This is a genomic window from Bordetella genomosp. 13 (genome assembly GCF_002119665.1).
GTDB lineage: Bacteria > Pseudomonadota > Gammaproteobacteria > Burkholderiales > Burkholderiaceae_B > Bordetella.
Window position 1 is genome coordinate 3,958,544 of the sequence record NZ_CP021111.1, and the last position, 20,515, is coordinate 3,979,058.

General features: G+C 68.4%; 18 protein-coding genes. 10 read left to right on the plus strand and 8 right to left on the minus strand.

The genetic code is table 11. The annotated features are described in order from the left end of the window. Positions 1 to 44: 44 nt before the first annotated feature. Positions 45 to 1,634, minus strand: coding sequence for an EAL domain-containing protein (locus tag CAL15_RS17715; protein ID WP_198299079.1), 1,590 nt, complete (start codon positions 1,632 to 1,634; stop codon positions 45 to 47). A gap of 593 nt (positions 1,635 to 2,227) precedes the next feature. Then, a complete protein-coding gene (locus CAL15_RS17720) occupies positions 2,228 to 2,437 on the minus strand; it encodes a hypothetical protein (RefSeq protein WP_086081168.1) in 210 nt (69 codons plus the stop codon). 302 nt (positions 2,438 to 2,739) lie between these two features. Between CAL15_RS17720 and CAL15_RS17725 the strand changes: the two genes are divergently transcribed. Next, positions 2,740 to 3,063, plus strand: a complete 324-nt coding sequence (locus CAL15_RS17725) for a virulence factor (RefSeq protein ID WP_086079796.1) — start codon at positions 2,740 to 2,742, stop codon at positions 3,061 to 3,063. 216 nt (positions 3,064 to 3,279) lie between these two features. Here the strand turns inward: CAL15_RS17725 and CAL15_RS17730 are convergent, their stop codons facing one another. The 3 genes from CAL15_RS17730 to CAL15_RS17740 all read right to left on the minus strand — a co-directional run bounded on the left by CAL15_RS17730 (position 3,280) and on the right by CAL15_RS17740 (position 6,566). Beyond that, positions 3,280 to 3,525 carry a hypothetical protein gene (locus CAL15_RS17730; protein ID WP_086079797.1) on the minus strand — a complete coding sequence of 82 codons (246 nt, stop codon included), beginning with the start codon at positions 3,523 to 3,525 and terminating at the stop codon, positions 3,280 to 3,282. 245 nt (positions 3,526 to 3,770) lie between these two features. Continuing rightward, entirely contained in the window at positions 3,771 to 5,114 is a 1,344-nt protein-coding gene (serS, locus tag CAL15_RS17735) for a serine--tRNA ligase (RefSeq protein WP_086079798.1), read from the minus strand. A 111-nt stretch (positions 5,115 to 5,225) separates the two neighbouring features. Next, positions 5,226 to 6,566 (minus strand): replication-associated recombination protein A, encoded by a 1,341-nt coding sequence (locus tag CAL15_RS17740; RefSeq protein ID WP_086079799.1) that lies wholly within the window; start codon positions 6,564 to 6,566, stop codon positions 5,226 to 5,228. Positions 6,567 to 6,708: 142 nt separating this feature from the next. On the opposite strand from CAL15_RS17740, the gene CAL15_RS17745 reads away from it, so the two are divergent. From CAL15_RS17745 to CAL15_RS17785, 9 genes are all read left to right on the plus strand, one after another. Next, on the plus strand, positions 6,709 to 7,980 hold the full coding sequence (locus CAL15_RS17745; protein ID WP_086079800.1) for an amino acid deaminase: 1,272 nt from the start codon (positions 6,709 to 6,711) through the stop codon (positions 7,978 to 7,980). Between the two features lie 35 nt (positions 7,981 to 8,015). Next, on the plus strand, positions 8,016 to 9,566 hold the full coding sequence (locus CAL15_RS17750; protein WP_086079801.1) for an ABC transporter substrate-binding protein: 1,551 nt from the start codon (positions 8,016 to 8,018) through the stop codon (positions 9,564 to 9,566). A gap of 58 nt (positions 9,567 to 9,624) precedes the next feature. Beyond that, positions 9,625 to 10,566 (plus strand): ABC transporter permease, encoded by a 942-nt coding sequence (locus tag CAL15_RS17755; protein ID WP_086079802.1) that lies wholly within the window; start codon positions 9,625 to 9,627, stop codon positions 10,564 to 10,566. Positions 10,567 to 10,569: 3 nt separating this feature from the next. Further along, positions 10,570 to 11,439: an ABC transporter permease gene (locus CAL15_RS17760; RefSeq protein WP_086079803.1), complete on the plus strand. Its 870-nt coding sequence runs from the start codon at positions 10,570 to 10,572 to the stop codon at positions 11,437 to 11,439. A gap of 1 nt (position 11,440) precedes the next feature. Next, positions 11,441 to 12,448: an ABC transporter ATP-binding protein gene (locus tag CAL15_RS17765; protein ID WP_086079804.1), complete on the plus strand. Its 1,008-nt coding sequence runs from the start codon at positions 11,441 to 11,443 to the stop codon at positions 12,446 to 12,448. Then, entirely contained in the window at positions 12,445 to 13,425 is a 981-nt protein-coding gene (locus tag CAL15_RS17770) for an ABC transporter ATP-binding protein (protein WP_086079805.1), read from the plus strand. Before CAL15_RS17765 ends, CAL15_RS17770 begins: the two co-directional genes overlap by 4 nt. Before the next feature lie 92 nt (positions 13,426 to 13,517). Next, positions 13,518 to 14,387: a MurR/RpiR family transcriptional regulator gene (locus CAL15_RS17775; protein ID WP_086079806.1), complete on the plus strand. Its 870-nt coding sequence runs from the start codon at positions 13,518 to 13,520 to the stop codon at positions 14,385 to 14,387. Between the two features lie 5 nt (positions 14,388 to 14,392). After that, on the plus strand, positions 14,393 to 15,898 hold the full coding sequence (locus CAL15_RS17780; protein ID WP_086079807.1) for an N-acyl-D-amino-acid deacylase family protein: 1,506 nt from the start codon (positions 14,393 to 14,395) through the stop codon (positions 15,896 to 15,898). Continuing rightward, positions 15,895 to 16,320 (plus strand): RidA family protein, encoded by a 426-nt coding sequence (locus CAL15_RS17785; RefSeq protein ID WP_086079808.1) that lies wholly within the window; start codon positions 15,895 to 15,897, stop codon positions 16,318 to 16,320. The genes CAL15_RS17780 and CAL15_RS17785 overlap by 4 nt, the downstream gene beginning before the upstream one ends. Before the next feature lie 15 nt (positions 16,321 to 16,335). Here the strand turns inward: CAL15_RS17785 and kdpE are convergent, their stop codons facing one another. The 3 genes from kdpE to kdpC are packed head-to-tail and all read right to left on the minus strand — an operon-like array spanning position 16,336 to position 20,491. After that, the gene (gene kdpE, locus CAL15_RS17790) at positions 16,336 to 17,028 is read right to left on the minus strand and encodes a two-component system response regulator KdpE (protein WP_086079809.1); all 693 of its coding nucleotides are present in this window, start codon (positions 17,026 to 17,028) and stop codon (positions 16,336 to 16,338) included. Between the two features lie 3 nt (positions 17,029 to 17,031). Then, positions 17,032 to 19,833, minus strand: coding sequence for a sensor histidine kinase (locus CAL15_RS17795; protein WP_086079810.1), 2,802 nt, complete (start codon positions 19,831 to 19,833; stop codon positions 17,032 to 17,034). A 46-nt stretch (positions 19,834 to 19,879) separates the two neighbouring features. Next, positions 19,880 to 20,491, minus strand: coding sequence for a potassium-transporting ATPase subunit KdpC (kdpC, locus tag CAL15_RS17800; RefSeq protein WP_086079811.1), 612 nt, complete (start codon positions 20,489 to 20,491; stop codon positions 19,880 to 19,882). Positions 20,492 to 20,515: the final 24 nt, after the last annotated feature.

A 20,515-nucleotide genomic window follows, 5' to 3' on the forward strand; every position in this document is an offset into this window, starting at 1 on the left:
TCTCCCCTGCTTTTGCATGGGAATGTGCGGCAGACTGCGATGCTTCACGAGGGCTGCGGCTCGGGCGCGACACGATGCAGGGGCTGGAGCCCGTGATCCATCAGCCATGGCACCAGACTGCTGCACGGCATGGGGCGACCATACAGATAGCCCTGGATATACGAGACATCGCGTGCGCGCAGGTATTGCAATTGGACATCGGTCTCGACACCTTCCGCCACCACCTGAAGCTTCAACCGGCTGGCCAGGGACACGATGGCGTCGAGGACGGGGGCCTCGCCATCGACCGATTCGATGGCGCTGACGAAGCCCCGGTCGATCTTCAGATAGTCCACCGGAAAGCGATGCAGATAAGACAGTGAACAGTTGCCCACGCCGAAGTCGTCGATGGCCACCAGCGCGCCTTCCGCGCGCAGCGCATCGATGTTGCGGCGAGCCTGTTCATAGTCCGACACCAGGCTGCGCTCGGTTATCTCGAGCACCAGCCGCATCTGGCGCTGTCCGAGGGCCGCGCGTAATGGCGACACATGCTCGATGATGTCCGGGCTGATCAGGTGGTCCGCCGCCAGATTCACGCCAACGTGGAAGCCGGGCCGTGGCGGCCATTGCGCCACGTCGCGCTCGACCAGTTCGAACAGGTGCAGCGTCAGCGGCACGATCATGCGATGCGCTTCCGCCTGCGCAATGAAAATGTCGGGCCTCACCTCCTCACCGGACGCGGTGCGCCAACGCATCAGCGCCTCGACTCCCATGCACTTGCCCAGCGCGACGTCGTAGATCGGCTGATAGCACAGGTAGAACTCGCCGCGCCGCATGCCGCGGCGCAAAGCCTCGACTGGAGACAGCTGGCGCAACCGCAATCGCCAGGCAGTGAAACCCAGCGCGCCGACCAGGACCAGTGTGGCGGGCAGGAACTCCAATGCCACCCGCCGCCAGACTGCATACACGTCGGCGGCCGGCACCGTGACGGCGACCTGCACGGTGAAGTCGTCGGACTGCAGCCGCCGCACCTGCGCCATCGAGCTGTCGTCGGGGCCTACGTCTCCCTGGCTGCGTATGGACACGCCGGTACCGAAATGCATCTCGACGAAATACGAGCGCAGGTCGGCAACGGTGTTGAGCAGGTCAATGAGGTATTGGCCGTCGACCACCGCCACGATGCTGGTGCCGTTCCAGTTCTCGGCGAACACGGCGGCCGGACGGCTTTCACTTGTGGCGGTGCCCGATACCGAGGCAACGGAACGCCCTTGCGGCAGGGCCGGCAGCGTGGGCAGCAATACGGACAGCCGCTGGACGCCGCTGCTGATGCCGGAGGAACATACGATCGCATCGTCGCGTACAAACAACAGCGAGCGCAGGTACGGCGAAATCGACTCGAGGTACTGAAGCGTGGGCTCGGCCGTCGAGCAGGGGCGGCCGGCCAGCGGCCCCAGCTCTTCCACCACCCGCCACGCGTAGTTCGACATGGCCTGGGCCTGATGCAGCAACACACGGGCGGCGATGTCGGCCTGGCTGGCGGTGACCCGCCGCGCTTCGGTGAGCGAGGCGTAGGCGCACAGCAGTGCGGGAAGGAGCAACACCAGAATGGCCTGCACGGCGAACCAGCCCGCATGCCGGCCCTTCCAGATTTCCACCAAACGCTCTCTCCGCAAGGTCCGCGAACCGCCCATGCCGTATCCCGAAATCTGGCGCCGCTCTGGAGAGTTTTGCACAGGAATGATAAATTCCTGCGAACCTTAGCAGGACATCCACAAAAAATGAAATTATTAGAAGAGTTTGTGAACGCTTGCTTACAACGGCCTTGCCAGTGAACGGACGGAGACAGAGCCGGCGGCTGAGAAAGGCCTTGATGCACGAATGTGCATCAGGACTGCTTCCATCATGACATGTCCCCATTACCGGGGAACCGCACTGGGAATGTTTGCAAAGGCAGGGAAAACGCGCTTGCATTATTCTCCGAAGCGCGCTTAAAGCCGCTTGGGGCCTTCCTGCCCGACATTATCGGTTCAAACGCCGGACGTGAGCGGGTAGAGGCGATGCGTCCGACGGGAAAGCCGCCATGCCCAGACGCCATCGGTTCGTGCGCGCCGCGCAAGTCCGCTCTCGGCGGGGCACGAGCCGCTGACCTTCTGTGGCAGTCAGGACAGAGACAAGAAAAGGAAGATGCGGCGTGGGACAGGCTTCGTAATCACACGCCGTGAAGACGGCGGCGTGGCGACGTCCGACGTCAGGGCTGCTGCCGCGCAGGCGGCGGCTCGATCCAGAAGAACTGCTCACCCTGGGCGATCATGCCCGCGACGTCGTCGGCGTCCATTCTCAAATCCGTACCCATGAGCGTGGCGCCGCCATCGGCGTGGATATGAATGATCGCCGGGGGGTCGTTCGCCATGGTGTACCAGTAGTACCCGGCCTTGAGGTCGTGAGTCGCGTTCGTCATGCTCGCGAGTATACCGAGACACCCCCGGCGGACGCCCACACCACGTTCGTAAATGAATGAAACTAAACGGATTCCTGGCAAAACCGGATGCCTGATTGCACACCCGTTTCAGCGGATTTCAAACGCGCTCGTGCGGCTTGCGGCGCGTCCGCCGGACGAGCAATATGGTCTCAAGCGCAGTGCGGCCAGCATTGCCGGGCGGAAGGAACCCCTCGCTCGCAGCTGGCAGGCCCGTCAGGTTTTTTCTAACGGATGCGGCGGTTTCTTCAATTCGGCTGCTGGGGCAGCAAGGTAGGTGCAACATGAAAAAGTGGCTGATCGCAGGCTTGGGCGCTGCCGGAATGCTGCTGTCCACCGCGGCACTGGCGCGCGTGGACATAGGCGTCAGCATCGGCATACCGGGATACGGCTACCCTGCCCCCGTGTATGTGGCGCCCCGCCCGGTATACGTGGCGCCGCCGCCCGTCTATGTGGCCCCGCCCCCGCCGGTGTATTACGCGCCGCCCCGCGTGGTGTATCCCGCGCCGGTCTATTACGGTCCGCGTTACTACAAAGACCGGGGACACCATCATCATCATCGGCGCGGCTGGGATCGAGGTCGTCATCACGGCTGGGACCGTCGATGAGCTGCTCGCGCGGCCGCCCGACCGAGGGCGGGCCGATTCAAAAAAAACGCCGCCTCAGGGCGGCGTTTTCATGCCGGGTTCAAAGGACGCGGCACGGGTACGGACATCGCGGACTGGCCGCCTGGGGCGGGCAACTGCCTGCCGTCGGTTTGAGACGTATTGACGCGGATCACATCGATCCAGCGACGCGGAGCGCTGGACGCGCGCCACCAACCATTATGCGGACGCATGGGCAAACTCGGGTTCTCCGTTGAAACGCACACCATTGATCTTCTCGAAAATCTCTTGGCTGCCTTGCTCGGCATCGTCGCGATTCGTGTAAGACGCCAGGCCGGGAACCTGCCACATCTTCTCCGGTGCGGTGCCGCCGATGCGGCGTGTGCACACGCGGATTCCGAAACCGCGGTCTTCCTGGACTACAGTACAGCGCACCCGGAAATCGCCAATCGTTCGTGAAGTCATCGTTAGCTTCCTCTATTGAAATGACAGGGCAATTTCGCCACCGGCGTAATTGTGCCGCAAACATCCGGCCCTTTTATTGCCCCTACACAATTGTTCACATCAATAGCACTCGCATTAACATCGCCAGCATACGGGCCAAAAAAGACAGCCGTATGGCGTTGAAAAGCGCACAAAGCCCGCACGTGGCGGGCTTTGCGGGGAGAAGCGGAAACCGGGCCGACGCATGAACGCCGGCCCGGCGCAGGTCAGGGCTGAAGCACGGCCAGGCCGCCCATATAGGGGCGCAGCACCTCGGGCACCACAACGCTGCCATCGGCCTGCTGATAGTTTTCGAGCACCGCGACCAGCGTGCGGCCCACGGCCAGGCCCGATCCATTGAGCGTATGCACGAACTCGGGCTTGTTCTGGGCGTTGCGGAACCGCGCCTGCATGCGCCGGGCCTGGAAGGTTTCGCAGTTGGACACCGACGAGATCTCGCGCCACGTGTTCTGCGCCGGCAGCCACACTTCCAGGTCGTAGGTCTTGGCGGCGCCGAAGCCCATGTCGCCGGTGCACAGCAACATGACGCGATACGGCAGGCCCAGGCCCTGCAGCACCTGTTCGGCGTGCCGGGCCATTTCTTCCAGCGCCGCGTACGAATGGTCGGGCGCGACGATCTGCACCATCTCGACCTTGTCGAACTGGTGCTGGCGGATCATGCCGCGCGTGTCGCGGCCGCCGCTGCCGGCCTCGGAGCGGAAGCACGGCGTATGCGCGGTCAGGCGGATCGGCAGGTCCGTGGCGGCCACGATGCTGTCGCGCACCACGCTGGTCAGCGTGATTTCAGACGTGGAGATCAGGTACTGGTCTTCGCGCGCATAGGCGTTGCCATGCTCGTCGAGCTTGGCGTCATCGTCGCCGCCCTTGGACACGGCGAACATGTCGTCCTTGAACTTGGGCAACTGGCCGGTGCCGTACAGCGTGGAGCTGTTCACGATGTACGGGGTGTAGCACTCGGTGTAGCCGTGCTCGGTGGTCTGCAGGTCGAGCATGTACTGCGCCAGCGCGCGATGCAGGCGCGCGATGGGACCGCGCATGAAGGTGAAGCGTGCGCCCGACAGCTTGGCCGCGGTGTCGAAATCCAGGCCCAGCGGCTCTCCCACCGCCACGTGGTCGCGCGGCTCGAAGCCCAGGCCGGGCGGGTTGCCGTCGGGGCCGGCCGCGCCGGGCAGCCAGCGACGCACCTCGACGTTGTCGTCGCTGGAAGCGCCGTGCGGCACGCTTTCGTGCGGCAGGTTGGGCACCGACATCAACAGGTCGTTGAGCTGCTGCTGGACGCCGGCCAGATCGTCTTCGAGCTGGCGCAGGCGGTCGGGGATGGCCTGCGATTCGGCCATGACGGCCGAGGCGTCCTCGCCACGCGACTTCAGCTGGCCGATCTGCTTGGCCAGCGCATTGCGGCGCGCCTGCAGGGACTCGGTTTCGGTCTGGACGGCCTTGCGGCGGGATTCCAGGTCGTTGAACCGTTCCGTGTCGAAGTCGACGCCACGGCTTTTCAGGCGGTCGACGACGGTTTGCAGGTCTCTGCGCAGCAATATGGGATCTAGCATGGGCGTGGGGGTCGGGTTGGAAACCGCTTGCGCGGGAAAAAAACGATGCCGGCATTGTGCCTGGACGGCGGGTACGCCGTATGACGGCAACCGGCCGGCAGGGACGACACGTCAGGACTTTTCGCGGCGTGCCTGTTTGTCCAGGTCGCGCAGAAAAGCCAGCTTCTGCTGGATTTTAGCCTCCAGGCCGCGATCGGTCGGCCGGTAGAACGCGGCACGCACCCCATCGGGAAAGTACTGCTCGCCCGCCGCATAGCCATGCGGCTCGTCGTGCGCGTAGCGATAGGCCTGTCCATGACCCAGCTGCTTCATCAGCTTGGTGGGCGCGTTGCGCAGATGCATGGGCACCGGCGCGCTGCCATGTTCGGCGGCGAACTTGCGGGCGGCGTTGTAGGCGTTGTAGACGGCGTTGGACTTGGCCGCGCAGGCCATGTAGACCACCGCCTGCGCCAGCGCCAGTTCGCCCTCGGGCGAACCCAGGCGCTCGTAGATGTCGGCGCCGTTGATGGCCAGCTCGGTGGCGCGCGGATCGGCCAGGCCGATGTCCTCGATGGCCATGCGGACCAGTCGGCGCGACAGGTATTTGGGATCCGCGCCGCCATCCAGCATGCGCGCGAACCAGTACAGGGCGGCGTCCGGATCCGACCCGCGCACCGACTTGTGCAAGGCGCTGATCTGGTCGTAGAACGCGTCGCCGCCCTTGTCGAAGCGGCGCAGGTTCTGAGACAGCGAGGTCTCCAGCCACGCGGCGTCGACCGTGTCGCGGCCCGCCGCCTGCGCGGATTCGGCCACCACCTCCACAGCGCTGATCAGCCGGCGCGCATCGCCGTCGGCCCAGGCCGCCAGCTGCTCGCGCGCGTCGGGCGTGAAGTCCAGCATGGCATCGGGCTCGCGGCCTTCGTTCAAAGCATGCACCGCGCGGTCCACCAGCTCGCCCAGTTCTTCGGCGCTGAGGGACTGCAGCACATACACGCGAGCACGCGACAGCAGCGCCGAGTTGACCTCGAACGAAGGATTCTCGGTGGTGGCGCCGATGAAGGTGAACAGGCCGCTTTCCACATAGGGCAGGAAAGCGTCCTGCTGGGCCTTGTTGAAACGATGCACTTCGTCGACGAACAGGATGGTGCGACGGCCCTGCCCCTGAGCGACCTGGGCGGAGGTGACCGCGTCGCGGATGTCCTTCACGCCGCCAAGCACCGCGGAAATGGCGATGAAGTGGGCGTCGAAACCGTCGGCCATCAGCCGGGCCAGCGTGGTCTTGCCCACGCCGGGCGGGCCCCAGAAGATCATCGAATGCGGCCGGCCGGAATCAAACGCCACGCGCAGCGGCTTGTCGGGTCCGAGCAGGTGCGATTGCCCCACCACATCGGCCAGCGTGCGCGGCCGCAGGCGTTCTGCCAGCGGCACGTAGGGCCGGTGTGCGGGGTCGGCGGCGAACAGGTCTGGGCTCATGGCAAAAACGGGTACGGCAAGGGCAGTCCCAATTACACCATGTCGGTGACAGCCGCTAGGGAAAGCCCCAACTGCCGTTTGTAAATTTATTTCAAGATAATCTTCAAAACCAGATTTTCCTGTAAAAAATTTCTAGCCCGTCATGAACGACCGCCTTTCCTCTTCCCTACCGCTGGATGCCGATGGCAAAGGGCTGGGGGCCTTCCCCGCCGGCTGTACCGAAGGCCAGGTGGCATCGCTGGGCTGGAACCTGCTGGCCGAAGACGTCAGCCTGCCGGTGGCGGTGCTGTACGAGACCCGCCTGCGGCACAACCTGCAGTGGATGCAGCAGTTCATGGCGGCCTACCAGGTCCATCTTGCGCCGCACGGCAAGACCACGATGAGCCCCGCGCTGTTCCGCCGCCAGATCGAGAACGGCGCCTGGGGCATCACGCTGGCCACCGCCCCGCAGGTGCGCACCGCCTATCGCCATGGTGTGCGGCGGGTGTTGATGGCCAACCAACTGGTGGGGCGCGCCAATATGGCCATCGTGGCGCAGCTGCTGCGCGATCCCTCCTTCAGCTTCTACTGCCTGGTGGACTCGGCGGCCGGCGTGCGCCAGCTGGGCGCCTATTTTGCCGAGCAGGGCCTGCGGCTGCCGGTGCTGATCGAGCTGGGGGTGGAGGGCGGACGCACCGGCGTGCGCGACGACGCCGGCCTGCACGACGTGCTGGCCGAGCTTGCAGCCTGGCCGGACAGCCTGGCGCTGGCCGGCATCGAGATCTATGAAGGCGTGCTGAAGGAAGAAGCCGGGATCCGCATCTTCCTGCGGCACGCCGTGGCCACGCTGCGCATGCTGGCCACCGGAGGCCTGCTGCGGCGCGACGGGCCGGCGCTGCTGTCCGGCGCGGGCTCGGCGTGGTTCGACGTGGTGGCCGAAGAGTTCTCGGGACTGGACATCGGCCAGCCGCTGGAGATCGTGCTGCGCCCGGGCTGCTATCTGACCCACGACGTCGGCATCTATCGCAGCGCGGCCGAACGCATCGCGGCCAGCAATCCAGTGGCGCGCGACCTGCAGCCCGGCCTGCTGCCGGCCCTGCAGGTGTGGGCCTATGTGCAGTCGCTGCCTCAGCCCGGCCTGGCCATCGTGGCGCTGGGCAAGCGCGACGCCGCCTTCGACGCGGGCCTGCCCGTGCCCGGCGCGCACCACCGCCCCGGCCGCGCCGCGCCGCTGCCGGCCCCGCCGCACTGGAGGCTGACCTCGATGATGGACCAGCACGCCTTCATGGAGATCGCTCCCGACGACGACATCCAGGTGGGCGACATGCTGGCCTTCGACATCTCGCACCCCTGCCTGACCTTCGACAAATGGCGCCAGCTGCTGCTGCTGGACGACCGGTTCGACGTGGTCGGCGTCGCGCATACCTATTTCTGACCCCGGCAGTTCGCACCCAAACTGGAGCACGATCCATGAACTTCCGTATCTTGCGCGGCGGCCTGCCCGCGCTGCTGTTGGCCGGCGCGCTGGGCGCGGCCCCGTTGTCGGCCCTCTGTGCCGAACCTGTCCGAGGCGGGACCATCTCGGTGGCCACCATCGGCGAGCCGCCCACCCTGGACCCGATGGCCAGCACGGCCGACCTGGTGGGCATCCTGACGCAGCACATCTTCGAGACGCTGTACACGTTCGACGCGCGCTGGAACGTGACGCCGCTGTTGGCCGACAAGCTGCCCGACGTGAGCGCGGACGGCAAGATCTACACCATCGCGCTGCGCCAGGGCATCACCTTCCACGACGGCTCGGCCATGGACTCGGCCGACGTGGTGGCCTCGCTGAAGCGCTGGACGACCACGGCGTCGCGCGGGAAGCAGGCCGCGCCGCTGATCGCGGGCATCGAGGCCGTCGATGCTAATACCGTGCGCATCACGCTGTCGCAGCCGTATGCGCCGCTCCCCGCCCTGCTTGCCATGAACAACGGTGCGGCGGTGATCCTGCCCGCCGAGAAGATCGCCACCCCGCTGACGCAATTCGTGGGCACCGGCCCGTATCAGTTGAAGGCGCGCGTGCCCGACCAGTACATCCAGCTGACCCGCTACGACGGCTACGAGGCCCGCGCGGGCCAGCCCGACGGCTACGGCGGCGCGCGCAAGCAGTATCTGGATGAAATCCGCTTCGTGCCCGTGGCCAACGCGAACACCCGCGTGGAAAGCGCTGTGGCCGGGCAGTTCGCCTACGTCGACTCGCTGCCCGTGGAGTCGCTGGACAAGTTGAAGAACGGCCGGTCCGATCCGGTCATGCTGCGCCCCTTCGGCTGGCCGCGGCTGGTGTTGAACACCAGGCAGGGCATCATGTCGAACCTGGCGGTGCGGCAGGCGGTGCAGATGGCGCTGAACGACGAGGACATGCTGTACGCCGCGTTCGGCAACAAGAACTTCTACAAGCTCAACGGCGATCTGTATCCCGAAGGATATCCCTGGGCCACGCAGCTGGGCGGCAAGGTCTACAACAAGGGCGATGCGGCGGGTGCGAAGAAGCTGGCCGACTCGGCCAATCTGCAGGACCGCACCATCCGCATCCTGACCAGCCAGCAGTACGAGTTCCACTACAAGATGGCGCTGGTGGCAGCCGAATACCTGAAGGCGGCCGGCTTCAAGGTCGACATGCAGGTGGTGGACTGGGCCACGCTCACGCAGCGCCGGCAGGATCCTGCGCTGTGGGACATCTTCATTACTCACAGCCCGTTCCTGCCCGAGCCGGCGCTGATCGACTTCCCCTCCAAGGACACGCCGGGATGGTGGGACACTCCGCGCCGCAATGCCGCGCTGCAGGCGTTCAACCAGGCGAGCACCCAAGAGGCCCGCGTGGCGCGCTGGGCCGAGGTGCAGCAGGCCGTGTACGACGAAGTGCCTTTCATCAAGGTCGGCGACTTCAACGCCCAGGCCGCGCGCTCGCCCGGACTGCAGGGCGTGGTGCCCGCGCCGTGGCCGTACTTCTGGAACGCCTGGAAGTCCAACGCCAAGTAAGTCCGCACGGCCAGCGGCAACCGCGCCGCCGGCCGTACGTCCTGTTTCGGGAGGTCTCGTGCTGCGTTATCTGTTGAACCGGCTGGTCGGCCTGGTGGCGGTGATGTTCATCGTGGCGACTATCGTCTTCGTGATCATCCGCATCACGCCCGGCGACCCCGCGGCCGTGATGCTGGGCCCGCAGGCCAGCCAGCAGGACATCACCGACCTGCGCGCCCGCCTGGGCCTGGACCAGCCGCTGCCGGTGCAGTACGTGCAATGGCTGGGCCAGTTGGCGCAAGGCGACCTGGGCCGTTCGATCTTCCTGGACAAGCCGGTGCTGGCCGCGCTGGCCGACCGCGCCGAGCCGACGTTCTGGCTGACCTTGATGGCGCTGTTGATCGCCAGCGCGATCGCGCTGCCCGTGGGCATCCTGTCCGCGGTGAAACGCGGCACCGTGCTGGACCAGTCGGTGCTCAGTGTCTCAATGTTCACGTCCAGCGTGCCCAGCTTCTGGCTGGGGCTGCTGCTGATGCAGGTGTTCTCGGTGCGGCTGGGCTGGCTGCCGGTGGCGGGCTACGGCGGGCCGGACGCCAGCATGCTGACGCGCCTGTCGCACCTGGTGCTGCCGGCGGTGGTGCTGGGTCTGGTCAACTCGGCGCTCATTACCCGCTTCATCCGCGCCAGCATGCTGGACGTGCTGCGCGACGACTATGTGCGCACGGCGCGCGCCAAGGGCCTGCCCGAAAGCAAGGTGATCCTGAAGCACGCGGTGCGCAATGCGTTGATCCCGATACTGACGGTGCTGGGACTGACCACGGCGCTGCTCATCAGCGGCGCGGTCGTCACCGAGACCGTGTTCGGCCTGCCCGGCGTGGGCAGCCTGGTGGTGTCGGCGGTGCTGCGGCGCGACTACCCGGTCATCCAGGGCGCCCTGCTGGTCATCGCCGCGATCTACGTCCTCATCAACCTGTTCATCGACCTGCTGTACCTCGTGGTCGACCCTCGGGTGCGCTACTGAACCATGGCTATCGCGATGTCCACTCCCGCCAGCGGCGAGCGCTGGCAGATACTGCGCCTGATGGCGGCGCGCAAGACCGTGCTGATCAGCCTGGCCGTGCTGGCCGTGCTGGCGGGCGCGGCGGCGCTGGCGCCATGGATCGTGCCGTTCGATCCGTACAAGCTGTCCATCATGAATCGGCTGCAGGCGCCGGGCGCGGCGCACTGGTTCGGCACCGACGACTTCGGCCGCGACGTGTTCAGCCGCGTGCTGTACGGCGGCCGCCTGTCGCTGATGGTGGGCTTCCTGGTGGTGCTGCTGTCCGGGGTGCTGGGTCTCGCGCTGGGCCTGGTGGCGGGATTCTTCCGCGGCGCGGACAAGTTCGTGTCCCGCCTGATCGACGCCATGATGGCCTTTCCCGACATCCTGCTGGCCATCGCCCTGGTGGCGGCGCTGGGTCCGTCGCTGCTGAACGTCGTCATCGCGCTGGGCATCGTGTATGCCCCGCGGCTGGCGCGCATCGTCCGCGCGTCGACCCTGGTGATACGCGAGCTGCCCTTCGTCGAGGCCGCGCACGCGCTGGGCGTGCCCACGTGGCGCATCGTCACGGTGCACGTGCTGCGCAACCTGGTGTCGCCGCTGCTGGTGCAGGGCACGTTCATCTTCGCGTACGCCATCCTGGCCGAGGCCGGGCTGTCCTTCCTGGGCGTGGGCGTGTCGCCCGAGATCCCGACCTGGGGCACCATGATCAACGCCGGCCAGCAGTACATGGGCAAGGCCGACTGGATCATGCTGTTTCCGGGCATCGCCATCGTGCTGTCCGTGCTGTCGCTGCAGCTGGTGGGCGACGGCCTGCGCGACGTGCTCGACCCGCGCCTGCGCAAGGAGTTGTGAGATGAGCGCCAGCAGCAGGGACGTCATTCTGTCGGTGCAGGACCTGAAAACGTGTTTCCACAGCCGCGACGGCGTGGCCCGGGCGGTCGACGGCGTCACGTTCGACCTGGCGCGGGGCGAGACGCTGGCCATCGTGGGCGAGTCGGGCTCGGGCAAGTCGGTGACCAGCCTGTCCATCATGGGCCTGCTGGCCAGGCCGGCCGGCCGCATCGAAGGCGGCAGCATCCGGCTGCGCGACCGGCGCGGCGCCGAGCACGACCTGGTGCGGGCCGGGCCGGCCGCGCTGCGGCGGCTGCGCGGCGCCGAGATCGCCATGATCTTCCAGGAACCCATGACCAGCCTGAATCCGCTGTACACCGTGGGCGACCAGATCGCCGAAGCGGTGCTGCAGCACGAGGGCGGCTCGCGCGCGGCTGCCCTGCGGCGCGCGCGCGACATGCTGGAGCGGGTCGAGATTCCAGCGGCGGAGCGCCGCCTGGGCGAGTATCCGCACCAGATGTCGGGCGGCATGCGCCAGCGCGTCATGATCGCGCTGGCGCTGGCCTGCAATCCTTCGGTGCTGATCGCCGACGAGCCGACGACGGCGCTGGACGTCACGGTGCAGGCGCAGATACTGGACCTGCTGCGCAGGCTGCAGGCCGAATCGGGCATGAGCATCCTGTTCATCACGCACAACCTGGGCGTGGTGGCGGAGATCGCGCATCGCGTGGCCGTCATGTATGCGGGCCGCGTGGTCGAGGATGCCGGCGTGCACGATCTGTTCGATCGGCCGTCGCATCCTTACACCCGCGGGCTGCTGTCCTGCATGCCGACGGCTGCGCTGCTGGCCGCGCGCCAGCGCCTGCGGCCCATTCCGGGCAACGTGCCCAGCGTCATGGCGCTGCCGCCGGGCTGTACGTTCGCGCCGCGCTGCCCGCTGGCCGAGGACGCCTGCACGCGCGTCGTGCCCGAACTCGTCGCGCTGGGCCAGGGCCATCGCGCGCGCTGCATCAAGGTGAACCCGCAATGAGCCACGATACCCGGCCGGACCCGCTGCTGCGCGTCGAGGGGCTGACCATCCACTTCCCCACCCGCGCGGGACGCGGCGCGCCGGTGGTGCACGCCGTCGAGGACGTCAGCTTCGACGTGCCGCGCAACACCATCGTGGGCCTGGTGGGCGAGTCGGGCTCGGGCAAGACCACCACCGGCCGCGCGGTGCTGCGCCTGCTGGCGCCCACCGCCGGCCGCATTGTGTTCGATGGCGCGGACATCACGCAGCTGGACCAGCGCGGCATGCTGCCGTGGCGCCGCCGCATGCAGATCGTGTTCCAGGACCCGTACGCCAGCCTCAATCCGCGGATGACCGTGGCCGAGATCCTGGGCGAGGCGCTGGACACGCATCGCCTGGCGCAGAACCGTCGCGCCGCGCGCATCGGCGAACTGCTCGAACGCGTAGGGCTGAATGCCGACCAGGCGGGCCGCTATCCGCACGAGTTCTCAGGAGGCCAGCGCCAGCGCATCGGCATCGCGCGGGCGCTGGCGGTGGAGCCGGACTTCATCGTGGCCGACGAACCGGTCTCGGCGCTGGACGTATCGGTGCAGGCCCAGGTTCTGAATCTGCTGCAGGACCTGCAGCGCGACCTGGGCCTGGCCATGCTGTTCGTGGCGCACGACCTGGCGGTGGTGGACTATCTGTGCGAGGAAGTCGTGGTGATGTACCTGGGCCGCGTCATGGAGCGCGGCCCGACGCGCCAGGTGTACGCCGCGCCGCGCCACCCGTATACGCAGGCGCTGCTGTCCGCCGCCCCCGTGCCCGATCCCCGCGCGCCCCGCACGCGCATCCTGCTCAAGGGCGAGATCCCCAGTCCGCTGGCGCCGCCCTCCGGCTGCGTGTTCCGCACGCGCTGTCCGCGCGCCGCCGACGTCTGCGCCACGACCGTGCCGGCGCCGCGCACGGTGGCGCCGGGACATCATGTAGCCTGTGCGCGGCTGGACGAACTGGCATGATCGCGTCCGGCCGCTGCACAGAAGTGCGCGCCCGGGCCGGGCGCGCCGCCGCGTCGCGCTAGCCCCCAACCGAACGACACAGAGAATTCCGCATGCAAACCCCGCGCGACATCGTCTACCAGATCCGCAGCCTGCGCGACGCGCTGAGCGCCACCGAGCGCAAGGTGGCCGATGCCATCCTGGACGACATCGCCAGCGCCGCGGCCGCCACGGTGGACCAGCTGGCGCGCAAGGCCGGGGTCAGCATCGCCACCATCTCGCGCTTCGCGCGCGCCGTGGGCTGCGACGACACGCGCGACCTGAAGCTGAAGCTGGCGCAGGCCAGCGCGGTGGGCGAGCGTTTCCTGGACCCGTCCGCGCCGGAAGAAAGCACGTTCTATGCGCGCCTGTACGCCGACATCGAGAGCACGCTGCGCGAGCACTTGCCCCTGTTCACCGAAGCGCTGTTCGAGCGCGCCGCGGCGCTGGCCAGCCAGGCGCGCATGATCTACGTGTTCGGCATGGGCGGCGCCTCGGCCGTGCTGGCGCAGGAGATGCAGTCGCGCCTGGTGCGGCTGGGCTATGCCGTGGCCGCGTACAGCGACGCGGTGCTGATCCGCATGGTCGCCGCCACCCTGGACGAACGCGACGCCGTGCTGATCCTGTCGACCTCGGGCCTGACGCCCGAGATCCTGGCGGCCGCGCGCATCGTCAAGCAATACGGCGCGCACATCGTGGCGCTGACCGATCCCGTCTCGCCGCTGGCCGAACTGGCCGACGTGACCTTGCCGATCCGCACGGCCGAGACCGACTTCATCTACAAGCCCTCCTCGTCGCGCTACGCGATGCTGCTGGCCATGGACATCCTGGCCACCGAACTGGCGCTGGCCAGGCAGGAGCACACGCAGGAGCGGCTGCGCCGCATCAAGCTGGTGCTGGACGAATACCGCGGCGGCCCCAACCGGCTGCCGCTGGGAGATTGACGACGATGTACGACACTTTGATCGCCGACGTACTGGTGCTGGACGGCACGGGCGGCGCGGGCTTTCGCGCCGACGTGGCGCTGGCCGGCGGGCGCGTCGCCGCCATCGGCCAGCCCGGCGAACTGGCCAAGCCGGCGGGCAGCGTGCACGCCGGCGCGGGCCTGGCGCTGGCGCCGGGCTTCATCGACGTGCACACGCACGACGATACCAACGTGATAAGCACGCCCGGCATGCTGCCCAAGCTGTCGCAGGGCGTGACCACGGTGGTGGTGGGGAACTGCGGCATCAGCGCCGCGCCGGTCACGCTGCGCGGCGAACCGCCCGACCCGATGAACCTGCTGGGCAGGCGCGACGACTTCCGCTATGCCAGCTTCGCCGACTACACGCGCGCGGTGGACGCCGCGCGGCCCAGCGTCAACGTGGCGGCCCTGGTGGGCCACACGGCGCTACGCAACAATCACATGGATCGCCTGGACCGGCGCGCCACCGACGCGGAAATCGCTGCCATGCGCGCCCAGCTGCGCGAAGCCTTGCAGCACGGCGCCGTCGGGCTGAGCACCGGGCTGGCCTATGCGTCCGCCTACTCGGCCGACACCGCCGAAGTGCAGGCGCTGGCCGAGGAGCTGGATGCACACGGCGCGCTGTACACCACCCATCTGCGTTCGGAGTTCGCCGAAATCCTCGACGCCCTGCAGGAGGCCTACGACATCGCGGCGCACGCGCGCGCGCCATTGATCGTGTCGCACCTGAAGTGCGCCGGCGCGGGCAACTGGGGCCGCAGCCGCGACGTACTGGCCAGCCTGGACACCGCCGGCCGCATGGTGCCGGTAGGTTGCGACTGCTATCCCTATGCGGCCAGTTCGTCCACGCTGGATCTGAAGCAAGTGACGTCCGATTTCGATATCGACATCACGTGGTCCACGCCCCATCCCGGCATGGCGGGCCGCAAGCTGGCCGACATCGCCGCCGAATGGCAGGTGCCGCTGGCCGAGGCGGCGCGGCGGCTGCAGCCGGCTGGCGCGGTCTACCACGGCATGCACGAGGAAGACGTGCGCCGCATCCTGTCGCACCCGCTCACCATGATCGGATCCGACGGCCTGCCCAACGATCCGCTGCCCCATCCGCGCCTGTGGGGCGCCTTCCCGCGCGTGCTTGGCCACTACAGCCGCGACCTGGGGCTGTTTCCGCTGGAACAGGCGGTGCACAAGATGACGGGCCTGTCGGCCGCGCGCTTCGGCCTGGCCGGACGCGGCCTGGTGCGCCAGGACTACCACGCCGACCTGGTGCTGTTCGATCCCGCCACCGTGGCCGACCGTGCGCGCTTCGACGACCCGGCGCGGCCCGCGGCGGGCATCCGCGCGGTATGGGTCAACGGCGTGCTTTCTTACCACGACGGCGCCGCCACCGGCGATCGCGCCGGGCGCTGGCTGCCGCGCAGCGGCGACCTGCGCTCCGGCTTCGCGTCCCCCACCCTGTCCGAATCCACCCGTCCCGATCAGGAGCCATCATGAGCGACAACACCCCGCGCGCCGACGCCAACGGCATCATCCGCTACGGCGTGGCCGGCGGCACCGGCCAGGGCGGCCAGCACATGCCCTTCTCGCGCGCCGTCCAGGCCGACGGCTGGTTGTACGTGTCCGGCCAGGTGCCGATGCGCGACGGCGAGATCGTCGAAGGCAACGTCACGACGCAATCGCACGCGGCCATCCGCAACCTGCTCGACATCCTGGCCGAGGCCGGCTACGGCGTGGAGCACGTGGTGCGCTGCGGCGTGTGGCTGGACGATCCGCGCGACTTCGCGGCCTTCAACAAGGTGTTCAAGGAATACTTCGGCGAGCATCCGCCGGCGCGGGCATGCGTGGAGTCGCGCCTGGTGATCGACGCCAAAGTAGAGGTGGAATGCGTGGCGTACAAGCGGCCTCGCGGGTCATGAAGCGAGCCGCGCCACTCACGACGCGAACCGGTACCCCACGCCTATCTCGGTGACCAGGTGCACCGGCTGCGCCGGATCGGCCTCGAGCTTCTGCCGCAGGTGACCCATGTAGATGCGCAGATAATGGTTGCTTTCCACGTGCGACGGCCCCCACACCTCGCGCAGCAGCTCGCGATGGGTCATCACCTTGCCGCGATGCGCCAGCAGCACCGCCAGCAACCGGTATTCGATCTGGGTCAGGTGCACGTGCTGGCCGGCGCGGGTCACCACGCGCCGCGCCATGTCCACGTGCACGTCGCCGAAGCTGAACTCGGCCGCATTGCCGGCGCCGCCGCGCGCATGGCGCCGCAGCAGTACGCGCAGCCGGGCCAGCAGCTCGCCCACGCCGAAGGGCTTGGTGAGGTAGTCGTCGGCGCCGGCATCCAGCGCTTCGATCTTGTCGGTCTCGCTGGCGCGCGCCGACAGCACCAGCACAGGCACCTCGGTCCAGCCGCGCAGCTCGCGGATCAGCGTCATGCCGTCGGCGTCGGGCAGGCCCAGGTCCAGCACCACGGCGTCGGGCTGGCGCGTGCCGGCCTCGATCAGGCCGCGCTGCACCGTATCGGCCTCGTGCACCTCGCATCCCTCGGACTCTAGCGCGGTGCGGACGAAACGCCGGATGTTGGCGTCGTCCTCGATGAGCAGTACGGTGGGCTGGTAATCGAACATGACTCAGTCAGAAAGCGTCCGGGAAAGCGGCATCTCGACGGGCGTGGCCGGCGGCGTGCCCAGCGGCAGCGCGAACACGAAGCGCGCGCCCGATCCGCCCTGCCCGGGCTCGACCCAGATGCGGCCGTGATGGGCTTCCAGGATGGCCTTGCAGACGGCCAGTCCCAGGCCCACGCCGGGCGTGGCGGACTCGCGTCCGCCGCGGGTGAACTTCTCGAAGATGCGCTGGCGCATGTCTTCGGGCACGCCGGGGCCGTGGTCGCGCACCTCGACATGCAGTTCGCCATCCGCCGCTCGCGCGTCGATATGGATCGGGCTGCCCGGCGGCGTGTACTTGGCGGCGTTCTCCAGCAGGTTGCACAGCACCCGCTCGATCAGAATGCCATCGCATTCCACCAGCGGCAAGTCGGACAGCCGCCCCACGCATAGCTGCCTGCCCGCCAAAGATTCGCGCATCGAAGCCAGCGCGGCGCCCACCAGCTCTTCCACGGACTGCCACTCGGGCCGCAGCGGCGCGTCGCGGCTTTGCAGGCGAGCCATGTCCAGCAGGTTCACCACAAGCGCGTGCATGCGCTGCGCCTGGTCGCGCATCGCGGCGGCGGTGTCGCGTGTGGCGCCGGGCAGGGCCGCCGGATCTCGCATCAGCGTCTCGGCCATGCCCACCAGGCTGGTCAGCGGCGTGCGCAGGTCGTGCGACACGGCCGCCAGCAGCGAATTGCGCAGGCGCTCGGATTCGATGTTGACCAGGGCCTGCTGCGCCACCTCGACGTAATGCAGGCGTTCCAGCGCGATGGCGATCAGCGTGGCGTAGGCATCGAGCTGGCGCTGCGCTTCGGGCATGGCCGAGAACGGCCGCCCCGGCGCCTGCAAGGCCAGCACGCCGCGCACGCGCATGGGCGCCTTCAGCGGCAGGTACAGCAGCGGGCTGTTGGACAGCGTACTGGTGCCCGCGCCCGCCGGCCGGCCATGGTCATACACCCATTGCGCCAGCGACGGTTCCAATGCGGCCATGTCCGGGTCCGGCGACGACGCGAGCGCCAACCGGTCGTCCAGGGCCAGCACGTACAGCGCGCTGCGCGCGCCGAAGGCGGCATTCAGGAACGCGCTGGCCGCCGCCACGATCTGGTCCGGCATCAACGCGGAAGACAACTCGCGTGCGAACTCGTACAGGCCGCGCGCGTCGGCCTCGCGCTTGGCCGAGGTCCTGGCCTGCGCGCGCAGGCCGGCGGTCAGTTGGCCGATCAGCAGGCCCACGCCCAGCAGCACCACGAACGTCACCAGGTACTGCACGTCGGATACCGCGAAGGACGACAGGGGCTGGACGAAGAAGTAATCGAACAGCGCGACGCTGACCACCGACGCCAGCGCCGCCGGTCCGCGCCCATGCCGCAGCGCGACGCCGACCACGGCCAGCAGATAGAACATCACGATGTTGGTCTGGTGCAGGACCTCCACGGCCGCGGCCGACAACGCGGTGGCCACGGCGCAATAGCCCAGCGCCCAGGCATAGCCGCCGATCGGTTGCGAGCCTCGCGCATCGGGCGCATCGCCGGGACGGCGCCCCAGCGTCATCAGGTCGCGGCCGGGCGGCGGGCCCGCCACCGGAGGCGCCGCCACGCGGATCACGTCCACCTCCGGGCATGCCTGGGACAGCGCATCGGCAAAGGTGCGGCGGCGCCGCCACCAGCCCGGCGCCAGCATGGCGTCCAGCAGCGCGGCCGGCGACGCGCGGCGGCACAGCCAGCCGCCCGAGGCGCCTCGGCCCAGCACGGCCTTGGTGATGTTGTGGCGGCGCATGTAGCGCGTGGCCGCATCCGCCAGGTCGGTGTCGGCCAGGGTCTCGGTGCGCGCGCCCAAGCCGTCGGCCAGGGCCATGGCGCGGTCCAGGTGCTGCTTCTCGGCCTGCGGCAGCGGCGCCACGCGCAGCGCCTCCACCGTGACCACGTGCAGGTCGCACTCCAGCTGCTGGGCCAGGCGATGGGCGCCGCGCACCACGTGCTCGGCATGGGCATCGGGCGCGATGCAGGCCAATACCGCCTCGCGGGTGCGCCATACGGGCTCGATCCGGCGTTCGTGGCGATACTCCTGCACGTCGTCGTCGACGTGCTGGGCCGTGCGGCGCAGCGCCAGTTCCCGCAGCGCGATCAAGTTGCCCTTGCGGAAGAAGTTGCGGGTGGCGTGGCGCGCCTGGTCGGGCACGTAGACGCGCCCTTCCTTCAGGCGGCGCAGCAGTTCGTCGGCGGACAGGTCCACCAGGATGACCTCGTGCGCGCCATCGAACACCTCGTCCGGTACCGTCTCCCAGACCCGCACGCCGGTGATGCTGCCCACGGCCTCGTTCAGGCTGTCCAGGTGCTGTACGTTCAGCGTGGTCCACACGTCGATGCCGGCCGCAAGCAGTTCCTCGACGTCCTGCCAGCGCTTCGCATGGCGCGCGCCGGGCGCGTTGGAGTGGGCCAGTTCATCGACCAGCAGCAGTCGAGGCCGGCGCCGCAACGCGCCCGCCAGGTCGAACTCGGGCAGCGCGCGGCCGCGATAGTCCAGCGACTGCAGCGGCAGTACCTCGATGCCCTCGAGCAGCGCCGCGGTTTCATTGCGGCCGTGGGTTTCCACGATGCCGGCCACCACGTCCACGCCCTGCTCGCGCTGTGCACGGGCGGCCGCCAGCATGGCGTAGGTCTTGCCCACGCCGGCCGACGCGCCGAAGTACACGCGCAGCTTGCCGCGGCTTGCGCGGACCGCGGCATCGTCCAGGCGCCTGAGCAGCCGGTCGGGGTCGGGACGATCGCTACCGGAGTCGGCCATGGAGCGAGGCGGTGAGGATGTGCGGGGCAGCCATACTATACGCCGCCTATCGGCGCGGCTCGGGCGCCGCCCGGTCCAGCGCCAGGTTCAGGCGCAGCACGTTGACGGCCGGGTCGCCGATCAGCCCCAGCCACGGCTCGTCGGTGTGCGCCCGCACCAGTTCGCGCACCGCGTCTTCGGACATGCCGCGAGCGCGCGCCACACGGCCCGCCTGGTAGTCGGCCGCGGCCGGACTGATGTGCGGGTCCAGCCCGCTGCCCGAGGCCGTGACCAGGTCCACGGGCACGGGCGCCGCGTTGGCGGGATCGACCGCGCGCAGCGCCGCGATGCGTTCCTGCACGGCCTGGGCCAGCGCCGGATTGGTCGGCCCCAGGTTCGAGCCCCCCGACGCCGCGCCGTTGTACGCCATGGTCGCGGTGGCCGAGGGCCGGCTCCAGAAATAGCCCGGCGAGCCGAAGGATTGGCCGATCAGTTCCGATCCCACCACCTGGCCGTCGCGCTCGATCAGCGAGCCGGACGCCTGGCGCGGGAACAGCACGCCCGCGACGCCGGTGGTCAGCAGCGGATAGACCAGGCCGGTGATCACCGACAGCAGAACGAACAGCATCACGGCGGGCCGCAGCAGGCCCTGGCTCTGTGTATTGGATGAAGTTTGCATGTGAGTCTTCCTGTAGAGGCCGGA